Origin of the sequence: Clostridium sp. (assembly GCF_050717535.1) — a bacterium.
Lineage (GTDB): Bacteria > Bacillota > Clostridia > Clostridiales > Clostridiaceae > Clostridium_AD.
In genome coordinates, this window is the sequence record NZ_JBOITM010000052.1 from 1 (window position 1) to 11,478 (window position 11,478).

8 protein-coding genes and 1 other RNA gene are annotated in these 11,478 nt (G+C 30.6%); 7 read left to right on the forward strand and 2 right to left on the reverse strand.

The annotated features are described in order from the left end of the window. Window positions 1-290 precede the first annotated feature (290 nt). Window positions 291-1,571 carry a glycosyl hydrolase family 18 protein gene (locus ACREVU_RS08515; RefSeq protein WP_431551178.1) on the reverse strand — a complete coding sequence of 427 codons (1,281 nt, stop codon included), beginning with the start codon at window positions 1,569-1,571 and terminating at the stop codon, window positions 291-293. Between the two features lie 393 nt (window positions 1,572-1,964). Here ACREVU_RS08515 and ACREVU_RS08520 point away from each other — a divergent pair, with 393 nt between their 5' ends. Then, window positions 1,965-3,314: a glucose-6-phosphate isomerase gene (locus ACREVU_RS08520; RefSeq protein WP_431551179.1), complete on the forward strand. Its 1,350-nt coding sequence runs from the start codon at window positions 1,965-1,967 to the stop codon at window positions 3,312-3,314. 18 nt (window positions 3,315-3,332) lie between these two features. Further along, the gene (locus ACREVU_RS08525; protein ID WP_431551180.1) at window positions 3,333-3,773 is read left to right on the forward strand and encodes a YaiI/YqxD family protein; all 441 of its coding nucleotides are present in this window, start codon (window positions 3,333-3,335) and stop codon (window positions 3,771-3,773) included. A gap of 118 nt (window positions 3,774-3,891) precedes the next feature. Here the strand turns inward: ACREVU_RS08525 and ACREVU_RS08530 are convergent, their stop codons facing one another. Next, on the reverse strand, window positions 3,892-4,071 hold the full coding sequence (locus ACREVU_RS08530) for a hypothetical protein (RefSeq protein WP_431551181.1): 180 nt from the start codon (window positions 4,069-4,071) through the stop codon (window positions 3,892-3,894). A 283-nt stretch (window positions 4,072-4,354) separates the two neighbouring features. Between ACREVU_RS08530 and ACREVU_RS08535 the strand changes: the two genes are divergently transcribed. The 5 genes from ACREVU_RS08535 to ssrA all read left to right on the forward strand — a co-directional run bounded on the left by ACREVU_RS08535 (window position 4,355) and on the right by ssrA (window position 11,157). Continuing rightward, window positions 4,355-6,361, forward strand: a complete 2,007-nt coding sequence (locus tag ACREVU_RS08535) for a triple tyrosine motif-containing protein (protein WP_431551182.1) — start codon at window positions 4,355-4,357, stop codon at window positions 6,359-6,361. 144 nt (window positions 6,362-6,505) lie between these two features. Then, window positions 6,506-7,222 (forward strand): pseudouridine synthase, encoded by a 717-nt coding sequence (locus tag ACREVU_RS08540; protein ID WP_431551183.1) that lies wholly within the window; start codon window positions 6,506-6,508, stop codon window positions 7,220-7,222. 522 nt (window positions 7,223-7,744) lie between these two features. Further along, window positions 7,745-9,934 (forward strand): ribonuclease R, encoded by a 2,190-nt coding sequence (gene rnr / locus ACREVU_RS08545; RefSeq protein ID WP_431551184.1) that lies wholly within the window; start codon window positions 7,745-7,747, stop codon window positions 9,932-9,934. A gap of 184 nt (window positions 9,935-10,118) precedes the next feature. Continuing rightward, a complete protein-coding gene (gene smpB, locus ACREVU_RS08550; RefSeq protein WP_431551185.1) occupies window positions 10,119-10,586 on the forward strand; it encodes an SsrA-binding protein SmpB in 468 nt (155 codons plus the stop codon). Between the two features lie 218 nt (window positions 10,587-10,804). Beyond that, window positions 10,805-11,157, forward strand: a transfer-messenger RNA (tmRNA) gene (gene ssrA, locus ACREVU_RS08555). Window positions 11,158-11,478: the final 321 nt, after the last annotated feature.

The following is an 11,478-nucleotide window of genomic DNA, read 5'->3' on the forward strand; positions in this document are numbered from 1 at the left end:
TAGTTTCTATATCTGAGACATATTTATTAAAACATTAATTTCTATTGAACCGCCGTGTACCGAACGGTATGCATGGTGGTGTGAGAGGTCGCTAAATAAATTAATTATTTAGCTCCTACTCGATTTTTGATTACTATAATCAGAAAACTAAAAATGATGAAATTGATTATTACTTCCAAGTTAAAATAGAAATTCTTAAGAAAAGGGATATAGTGATTAAAATTAATTCGCGTCGCTAAGTAATTTATAAAATTACTTAGCGACGTGAAAGCATAATCTAAGAAAAACATCTAAAGCAATTTTTTTATATCGAATAGTGAATTTTGAACCAGCCAAGCTTGAGGGAAGTATTTACCTATCGTCCAATAGCTAACCCCGCCTAAATTATAAGCATTAGCAGTCCTAAGTTTAGCATCCATACTCCTAGCATCTTCAAACCAAACTACATGTCTTTTCCCATCAGCATCATAGTAGTTAAAAAATGGTGCTTGAGATATATAGTCATATTGAATAGATGCAAATACTTCTCTGGCAAGATCTACTGCCGCTACATTACCAAGTGCAGTTGCTTTAGTTCCTTTTACATAAGGTAGTGTCCAATCATAACCGTAATTAGGTATGCCCATAAAAATCTTTTTACTTGGGATTACTGTTACAGCATAATCAAGAATTTTTTTAACTTGGTTAATAGGCGCCACTGCCATTGCAGGACCAGATGTATATCCCCATTCATAAGTCATAAGGATTACATGGTCAGCTAGTGCACCATGAACTGGATAATCATGTGCTTCGTAAAGTAGTCCCTTCAGATCACCAGAAGTTTTAGGAGCCAAGGCTGTAGTAACAACATAGCCTAATGGTCTTAGTTTACTTACAGTTTTACGCAAAAAACTATTATATTTTTCTCTATCTTCTGGGAAGACGTACTCTATATCCATATCTAAACCATAATAATTTTTATTTTTTAATGTAGTAATTATGTTATCTAATAATGTGTTTTGTACTTTTTCATCCGTAAGTATAGTATGGGCTAGGTCACTATCAAATCCTCCACCCTCTTTCAAATTGGTAATTACCATCATAGGAGCTACTTTAGCACTCCTAGCTGCTTGTATTAGTGGAACATCATTAATGCCTTTAAGAGAACCGTTTGCAAGTATCTGATAGCTGAATATACTAAGGTAAGTAAGACTGGGAAGCGTTTTTGCTAGAACAGCCATATTTGTAGTAGGAAGAGCATAACCATTAGCTTCTAGGAGACCTAATTTTTGCGTAGATGATGGTATTATAATAATTTCACCAGGATAAATTAATGAGACGTTTTCAAGCTTAGGATTTGTAGTAAGTAAATCTGCAACAGTTACACCATACATTTTAGCTATCATGTAAAGTGATTGACCAGGAAGGATTTTATGTGATCTTGTGCCTTCAAGTATTACAATGGTTTGACCTACAACAAGATCATTTGGGTTTGTAAGCTCATTATCAGAAGCAATTTTATTATAAGAAACTCCATATAATTTAGAAATTTCATATAAGCTTTCGCCGCTTTTTACAACATGAATAATCAAAAAAAATCACACCTTATATAGTAATATAATTCAATATATGCAACATAATGCAGGAGAGTACATCCTATATTATTTTTAATTTAATATTCTATAATTATTAGAATAAATAGAACATACACAGAAAATACTAAAGTTAGTAAATGAGTGGACATAATAATTTTAATATGTTTTTTGATTAATCATATATTATCTTACAAAATATTATATTAATACTAAATTTTATTTAAAAACTTGATTTATTTAATGGAATAAACTAAAATTATATATATTGTTTTATTAAGTTAACGTATAAGAAGATAGAGGTTTATGACTTTTATCTACTGAATAAAAATATAAAGAACAAAACAATGGTTAATTGTTTTTCTTCGGAGAGACAAACAAGGAGGAATATTAATGAAAAAAATTTTATCTTTAGATTTAAGCAAAACAGTACCCTATTTAGGTGATCATGAAGTTTCTTATTTACAACCAATGGTATCTACAGCACACAAAATGCTTATGGATAAATCAGGCCAAGGAAATGATTTTTTAGGATGGATAGACCTTCCTATAAATTATGATAAAGCAGAATTTGACAGAATTAAAAAAGCAGCAAAAAAAATAAGAAGTAATTCTGAAGTCTTAATAGTAATTGGAATAGGTGGATCTTACCTAGGAGCTAGAGCGGCTATAGAAGCATTAACACATAGCTTTTACAACAGTCTTTCAAAGGACAAAAGAAAATCTCCAGCAATATTTTTTGCAGGAAATAATATAAGTTCTACATATATGGCTGATTTAATTGATGCCGTAGAAGGAAAAGATATTTCTGTAAATGTAATATCAAAATCAGGAACTACAACAGAACCTGCTATTGCTTTTAGAGTATTTAAAGAACTATTAGAAAAGAAATATGGAAAAGAAGGAGCAAAAGAAAGAATTTTTGCTACTACTGATAAGTCCAAAGGAGCTCTAAAAAAATTAGCGGATGTAGAAGGTTATGAAACTTTTGTTATTCCAGATGATGTAGGAGGAAGATTTACAGTATTAACTCCTGTAGGATTACTTCCAATAGCAACAGCTGGGATAGATATTGATGAAATGATGAAGGGTGCAGCAGATGCAAGAATAGCATATAGTAATGAAGATATAAATGAAAATGATTGTTATAAGTATGCAGCAGCTAGAAATGCATTATATAGAAAAGGTAAGGTTACAGAAATTCTAGTTAACTATGAACCAGCACTTCAATATTTTGGAGAGTGGTGGAAACAGCTTTATGGAGAAAGTGAAGGAAAAGATCAAAAGGGCATATTCCCAGCAGCTGTTAATTTCTCTACTGACCTGCATTCTATGGGACAATATATTCAAGAAGGTGTAAGGAATATATTTGAAACAGTTATTAATGTAGAAAAGCCAAGAAGAGAATTCGTAATTAAAGAGGAAAAGGGCGATTTAGATGGATTGAACTTTTTAGCAGGAAAAACTATGGATTTTGTTAATAAAAAAGCTTTTCAAGGAACGGTACTTGCACATAATGATGGAGATGTACCTAATATTATATTAAATGTACCAGCACTCACAGCATATAATTTTGGTCATATGGCTTATTTCTTTGAAAAAGCTTGTGCAATAAGTGGATATTTGTCAGGCGTAAATCCATTTGATCAACCAGGAGTTGAAGCATACAAGAAAAACATGTTTGCTCTTCTTGGGAAATCAGGATATGAAGAGACTAAAGCAGAACTTGAAAAAAGACTTTAGAAAAATGAGAAAAGTCATATGAGAATTATTGTAGATGCAGATGGGTGTCCTGGGAAAAAATTAATTGAAAAAGCAGCTGTAGAGCACTCTATAGAACTTATTATGTACTGTGATATTAATCATGTTTTAAGTAGTGATTATGCGCAAATAAAGTATGTAGATAGTGGATTTCAAAGTGTTGATATGAAAGTAGCTAATGAAGCAAAACCTAGGGATATAGTAATTACCCAAGATTTTGGGGTTGCTGCTATGGTTTTAGCTAAAGGAGCCTATGCTATTGGACCTAAAGGACATATATATGACGATAGTAATATTGATAAATTATTATTTGAAAGACATATGTCCGGCAAACTAAGACGTAGCGGCGGTAAAACCTTTGGTCCTAAAAAAAGAACCACAGAAGATGATGAAAAACTTTATTACAACTTAGTTAAATTGATTTTAAAGGCTAAGTCATAGCATGAGTATGATTGTATATAATATTTAAAATATATAAAGGGACTAGTAATAAAAATTACTAGTCCCTTTATAAAATTTAGAGGGCTAAACAGTTAAGGATTGTTTAGTCCTCTAAAAATTAATCAGTATCTTTTAGTTGTTGCATATCAACACTGTTTTTAAGAGAGTCAGGAAATAGTGCACCATTATTTAGGCTTTCGAGCATAGGATAACCATTTTTATTGTTTTTATCAATAGTTACATTTTCTTTTTTATATGGATAATCAGGATTATAATGATCTAGTTTTTCATCAGTCATAGCAGTTCTCCTCTCTTTAATTATTTAAAAGCTATATCTATAATAGTTTTACCTTATTATTAGATTTTATAATAACAAATTTAATACCATAAATAGATAAAAAATTTAAAATAGGATTGTTTTAAAATAAAATCATGAGTGTTTATGTCTATAAAAAAAAGGTTGAATTTAGATTATACACTGTTACAAATAATGGTAATATAGTATAATATATCAATATAGACAAGGATTTTTATAGAAAAATTTCTAATATGTAGCTTTTTATAAAGGTAGGTGAATTTATATGAATGAAATGAATATATTATTTAGCACAGAAAATCTTCAAGAAAAAGAAAAGGAAATCGTAATAAGTGTTGGAAATAAAGTAGAGGATAATTTAAGCTATAAGTTTCTTATAGGTTTAAAGGGGACTTGGACTACTTTGAAGGATTTAAGTGAAGCTAGTGCAGCTATATGGAAACCGGATACAGAGGATAAGTACTCTATAATGGTACAAGCTAAACGAAAAGAAAGTAAGAAGCCCTTTGATTTTATTTCAAAAACAGAATATACAGTGGGTACTGTTTGTGAAAAGCTAATAAGTGAAATTTACATAGACAAAAATGAGATAAGGGTAGGTGAAAAAATTACCTTAACAGTAGATTCCACAAAAATTCCTATTATGTATAGATATTGGGTATGTGAAAATGATAATTGGTTACTTTTAAAGGATTATTCAACAGAAAATGTGCTAACTTGGGCTCCAAAATATTCGGGTGAGCAGGAGTTTTTGGTAGAATGTAAGGACTTAGATTCTAAAAATGCTTTTGATGATTTTATGAAAATAGAGTTTAATGTAAAAGGTATTAAATCCTTAGAAATTATTAGGTTTGAATCTTTGACTGAAGATATGTTTGAAGATAGGGAATTAGTTTTTGAGGTGGGGGCAAACTATGAAGATAACAGGCTGATTTTATATAAATTTGTGAAAATTAATTCTGAGGGAAATAGTACTTGTATACAAAATTATTCTACTAGAAAATTAGTTAGTTATGTTGAAGAAAATAGCGGAGATTATAAGTTATTATGTATGGCAAAGGATATGTATTCTCTGCTTGAATTTGATGATAGAGCATTAATTTATTATACCGTAAAGCCATATGAAGAAATAAATATACAAAGTTTCACTAGTGACTTAAGTTCACCACAGTTATGTAATACTCCAATCAATTTAAAGTGTATTGCTAGAGGCGGAAAAAATTTATTGTACAAATTTATTATTAATGGAACTTGCGGGGAGAACTCTGGTTATATTAGAAAAAACAATTATATATGGTCGCCCAAAGAAGCAGGAGAATATAGTGTTTCATTATGGGTGAGGGATGTATCTTTTAAGGGAGGATATGAGAAAAAAGCTTCTTTAAATTTTATAATAGATAATATAGGTAACGGAAATATAATTATTGAAGATGTGATTTTAGATAATAAAAACACTGTATTAGTAGGACAGGCTGTTCATGTGAAGGTTAAAGCTACGGGAGGAAATTCATTAAGGTATGGATTTTCGGTTTTTCAAAATGATAGTGAAATAGAAAAAATTGAATATGGAATCTTTGACTTTGTGGATTTTACTCCAGAAGAAAGTGGCAAATTCAAACTAGAGGTTAAAGTAAAAGATAAATATTCTAAGAGAGAATTTGATTGTCACGCAGTGGTATATATTGAAGCACGGAAATGTATTCCAGCTAAAATAGATTATGTTTTATTACCACCAAAAGAATATTATATGGTTGGAGATACTATTGAGCTTCAAGTTATTTCTGAAAAAACAAGAAATGTTCTTGTGAATTATGTTTTGAAAATAAATGGTCATTGCGTTGAACAAACAAATTTTGTACACCATATGAATTATGAGCTTAAACCTAAGTGCAGTGGAACCTATTCAATAGAAATTAGGGCAAAGAATAAATCTAGTGCAGAGGTATATGATAGCATGAGGGAAATAAAAATAGAAGTGCATGAGACTATGCCTATAACAAATACAAAAATTTTATGTGATAAGCGAAATTTTATGGTTAACGAAGCAATAACATTTATAACAGAAAATCAGGGAGGCAAGGATGTTATATATGAGTTCTATCTTATGGAAAAAGGTGATTGGACATTAGTACAGAGGTTTAGCAAGAAAAATGATTACACTTTTATGCCATTTAGTAAAGGCAATTACAAAGTGTTAGTTTTATCAAAAAATTTTTATAAGAGTATTTCATATGAAGATTATGATATAATGGAGATAGAAGTAGTAGAGTGAATTAAAAACAGCTTTTCAAGGCTGTTTTTTTTATGAGAAAAGGGTTTATACTAATAATATGCAATGGCTATTTTGTATACTGTACATTATGAACTGAAGGTTTAATAAACAAATACACTAGTTATTTTGAGGAGATGGATATAAATGGAAAGAATAGATAAAATATTGTCCAATTTAGGTCATGGAACAAGGAAAGAAGTAAAGGGGTTATTGAAGAAGGGCAAAGTAGAGGTTGATGGAGTAATAGCTTCTGATAGTGCTATGAAGGTTGATCCAGATAAGTCTGTAATTAAGTTAGACGGTGAAGAAATTAAGTATAGAAAAAATATATATTTAATTATGAATAAACCATCTGGAGTTATTTCTGCTACTGTAGATAATCATGATGAAACTGTAATTGATTTAATAGATGAGCAGTATCATGCTTTTAAGCCATTTCCAATAGGTAGACTTGATAAAGATACAGTAGGGTTATTACTAATTACTAATGATGGTGAATTAAATCATAAGCTGATAGCACCTAAGAATCATGTAGATAAGGTATATTATGCTGAAATCAATAAATTTATAGATGCCACGGATATAGCTACCTTCAAAAGTGGGGTAGTTATAGATGATGGATATAAATGTATGCCTGCAATACTTAAAGTATTAAATGCAGATGAAAATGGATCCGAAGTAATGATTACTATACAAGAAGGTAAATTTCATCAGGTAAAAAGAATGTTTGAAAGTGTAGATAAGAAAGTTGTATTTTTGAGAAGAACTAGTTTTGGACCTTTAAAATTAGATGAAAATTTAGCTGAAGGACAATACAGGGAACTGTCAGAAGAAGAGCTAAATTCATTAAAATTGATTTAATTAAGTCAATAATATAGTAGTATACAGAAAACATGAATAAAACATGAATAAAATACCACTATTTTAAAGATTATTTACAAAAAAAGATTGAAAACCCCTTGCAAAATTGTGCTAAGTTTAATATAATTAAAGAGTAAAGATAAATAGAGAGATAAATAGCCCCCTTTTTATTTATTATAAAACAGCCCAACCCCAAGGGCTGTTTTATTTTGCAAAAAAAAGTCGATTTCTGTGAAGAATTGTTAATATAATATATTTCGACAAAACGCCCACATTAAATAGAACTATTTAATGTGGGCATTTTTTATTGAATAATTGGCAAGAATATAATAATAGTATATACTAGATGTATTTTTTGCATTATAATAAAAGTGAGAAGTTTTAGAAATATATGAATATATTAGCACAATATATTGTAAAGAACTAAAACAATAATAGATATTTTTTAGGGAAATTAAAAAAAATATAATAATACAAAACTACATAGTATTAATATAAAAAATAAGTAGGAGGGAAAACCTTATGGAGATAAAAGAAACACTAATAAGTCTTATGACAGAACAGGCATACAAACCTATGAATATAAAAGAACTTTCAAAAATGTTTCATATTAATAAATCAGACATAAAAGAATTTACTGATTTATTATCTGAGATGGAGAAGAGTGGAGAAATAGTTAAAACACGTACGCAGCATTATGGTATTCCAGAAAAGATGGGTCTTGTAATTGGTAAATTTCAAGGTCATCAAAGAGGGTTTGGATTTGTAATAGCGGAAGTTGAAAGACCAGACATATTTATCCCAGCAGATAATGTAAATGGAGCAATGAATGGTGATAAAGTTCTTGCTAAAGTTTTAAAAGAAGAAAATAAAGGCAAGAAATGCGAAGGTGAAATTACAAGAATAATAGAAAGATCTAATAAAACCATAATAGGAACTTATGATGACAGCAAAAACTTTGGTTTTGTAGTAGCAGATGATAAGAGGATTGCTCAAGATATATTTATTCCTAAAGCAGAAAGAAATGGTGCTAAAACAGGTCAAATAGTAATAGCCGAAATAACTGAATGGCCAGAACAAAGAAGAAATCCTGAGGGAAGAATTATTGAAATCCTGGGTGATAAAGGAGATCAAGGCATTGATATATTAACTATAATTAAAAAACATAAGCTGCCAGAAGAGTTTCCACAAAAGGTTGAGAATTTTGCAGCCAATATAGTTGATGAAATCTCAAAAGAAGAATATGCGCGAAGAACAGATTTAAGAAACTTACAAATGGTAACTATAGATGGAGAAGATGCTAAAGATTTAGATGATGCTGTGTCTATTGAAATTCTAGCTAATGGTAACTATCGTTTAGGGGTACACATAGCGGATGTTTCTAATTTTGTAAAGGAGAAAAACCCACTGGATATAGAAGCACTAAATAGGGCTACTTCAGTATACTTAATTGATAGGGTTATACCAATGCTTCCTAAAAAGTTATCTAATGGGGTTTGTAGTTTAAATCCTAAAGTAGATAGGTTAGCTCTTACTTGCTTTATGGAAATAGACAAAAATGGTAAAACAGTAGATCACGAGATAGTAGAATCAGTTATAAAAACTAACGAAAGAATGAATTATTCTGATGTTACAAAAATATTAAGAGATAAAGACGAGGAAACAATCAAAAAATATGATTATCTATATGAAGATTTTAAACATATGGAAGAGTTATGCGGAATTCTCAATAAAAAGAGAATGGGTAGAGGGGCCATAGATTTTGATTTCACAGAGTGTAAAATATTACTAAATGAATTTGGGAAACCTGTAGATATTGTACCTTATGAAAGGGGAATCGCTAATAGAGTTATTGAGGAATTTATGTTGATAGCTAATGAAACTGTGGCTGAGCATATGTTCTGGCTCAATGTACCATTTGTATACAGAATACATGAGGATCCGGATGAGGAAAAACTAATACATTTTAGTGAATTTGCACATAATTTAGGCTATGCTATGAAGTGGGGAAAAGAGATACATCCTAGAATGCTTCAGGAAGTAATAGCAAGTGTAAAAGGAAAGAAAGAAGAAATGGTTCTAAGTACACTCTTACTTCGTTCTATGATGAAAGCAAAATATTCTCCAGAATGTATTGGGCATTTTGGTTTGGCATCTAAATATTATTGTCACTTTACTTCGCCAATTAGAAGGTACCCAGACCTTATGATCCATAGGATTATTAAGGAAGTTATTAATGGTGGCTTAAGTGAAAAGAGAACAGAAAAATTAAAAAAAGAAGTAGAGATAGCATCAAAACAATCATCAGATATGGAAAGAGTAGCTATGGAAGCTGAGAGAGAAGTAGATGATTTAAAGAAAGCAGAGTACATGAATGAAAGAATTGGTGAAGAATTTGAAGGCATTATTTCTTCAGTAACTAACTTTGGATTGTTTGTGGAGCTTCCTAATACTGTAGAAGGATTAGTTCATATGAGTAGCTTAGATGATGATTATTATGTTTTTGATGAAAGGCATTTAACCCTTGTTGGAGAGCGAACTAAGAAGATGTATAAATTAGGAGAAGCAGTAAAAATTGTAGTTAGTAAAGTTGATTTAGCTTCCCATGAAGTTTATTTTGATATACTTAAAGATGAAGAAGATCAAGAAGACGATGAAGAATATACGGTTAAGGATTTAGATGAACTTATAAAAGATGATTCTGAAAAATAAGAACAATATATTTTAAAACAATGGAAAAATGAAAACGCAGAAGAGGATATGCCCCCTCTTCTGTTTATCATTTTCAAAGATTATCTTGGAAGAATAGGTGCTGCGAGAATAATCTATATATTCTTGAAAAAGAGTACAGTATAGAGTATAATTATATATTAATAAGAATAAAGTAGGTGAAGTTATGGCAAAGGTAACAGGAAATAAAACACTAGTAGAAAATAGAAAAGCAAGACATGATTATTTCATAGAAGATGCAATGGAAGCTGGTATAGAACTTGTTGGTACAGAGGTAAAGTCTATTAGAGCCGGAAAGGCAAATTTGAAAGATAGTTATGCAGATGTTATAAATGGTGAAGTGTTTATTAAAAATATGCATATAAGTCATTATGAAAATGGAAATCAATTTAATGCTGATCCACTAAGAGTCAGAAGGTTATTGCTTCATAAAGAACAAATAAATAAACTTGTAGGATTTACAGCGCAAAAGGGTTTTACGCTAGTCCCATTATCTCTTTACCTTAAAGATACTAAAGTTAAAGTTAATCTTGGTATTGTTCGAGGTAAAAAAGATTATGATAAAAGAGACGCGATGCTTGAAAAAGATGCTAAGAGAGATATGGCTAGGCAGTTCAAGGAAAGTATGAGATAATAAGAAGTAATACACTTAACTTCCATAATATTAGCACTTGATAAAGCACCTAATATAGTGTATTATTAGGTACATAGACAGTAGGATATTAAAAACTGATCTATAGTTTATTTACAAGAGTTTTTAAAATTAGTAAATGTAAATTGCGTTATAAATATGCAATAAGTTTAATATATTATTGCGTTGCAAGAGATTTGGATTAATTCTTTTGACAATATGGGGGCGTACTTGGTTTCGACGGGGGTACGTTGCATCGAGGAAGCGAGCCGGGGGAACCTATGGACCCGCGTAAACAACTATAGGAACAATTTAAACGCAAACGATAATTTAGCACTAGCAGCTTAGTTCTGCTACGTCTTACCTTTGATTACCGCGACTTAGGATAGGGCGCCGACAGCGGTGAACCGAGTCTGGGAAAGCTTTGACCTGGAAACGGAAAATATGAAGCTACCAAAACTAAAACCCGGCCAGTAGGGGCTTAGTAGAGGGAATTTTAAATTATTGGCTACGCTCGTAGATGCCTAGGTGTTATGGCTTTCGGACAGGGGTTCGACACCCCTCGCCTCCACCATAAGAAAACAACAAGTTTGATACAATGGAAAACCCTTGAATTCAGGGGTTTTCGTTGTTTTTTGGATAAAATACAAGCTGTAATTTGAGATGAAAGTCATGACTTATATTCCGCTGAATGAATTTCAAAACTAATTATTTACTAAAAAGATATTAATTTACAATTATTTACAAAAAGGATTTTTTAATTTTATATCGAATATATTCATAAAATACTTTTTGAAGGTGAGTAAACTTATGGATATGAATGATATGTTGTCTCTTGATATTGAAACGTACTACGATAGTAAGATGAATTTCATGGTTGGTCTTTGCGAACAGC

What these genes read in the sequence shown, in the direction of transcription:
- ACREVU_RS08535 (WP_431551182.1), top strand. Translation starts at nt 4,355, where the DNA reads ATGAATGAAATGAATATATTATTTAGCACAGAAAATCTTCAAGAAAAA.
- ACREVU_RS08525 (WP_431551180.1), top strand. Translation starts at nt 3,333, where the DNA reads ATGAGAATTATTGTAGATGCAGATGGGTGTCCTGGGAAAAAATTAATT.
- ACREVU_RS08520 (WP_431551179.1), top strand. Translation starts at nt 1,965, where the DNA reads ATGAAAAAAATTTTATCTTTAGATTTAAGCAAAACAGTACCCTATTTA.
- rnr (WP_431551184.1), top strand. Translation starts at nt 7,745, where the DNA reads ATGGAGATAAAAGAAACACTAATAAGTCTTATGACAGAACAGGCATAC.
- ACREVU_RS08540 (WP_431551183.1), top strand. Translation starts at nt 6,506, where the DNA reads ATGGAAAGAATAGATAAAATATTGTCCAATTTAGGTCATGGAACAAGG.
- ACREVU_RS08530 (WP_431551181.1), bottom strand. Translation starts at nt 4,071, where the DNA reads ATGACTGATGAAAAACTAGATCATTATAATCCTGATTATCCATATAAA.
- smpB (WP_431551185.1), top strand. Translation starts at nt 10,119, where the DNA reads ATGGCAAAGGTAACAGGAAATAAAACACTAGTAGAAAATAGAAAAGCA.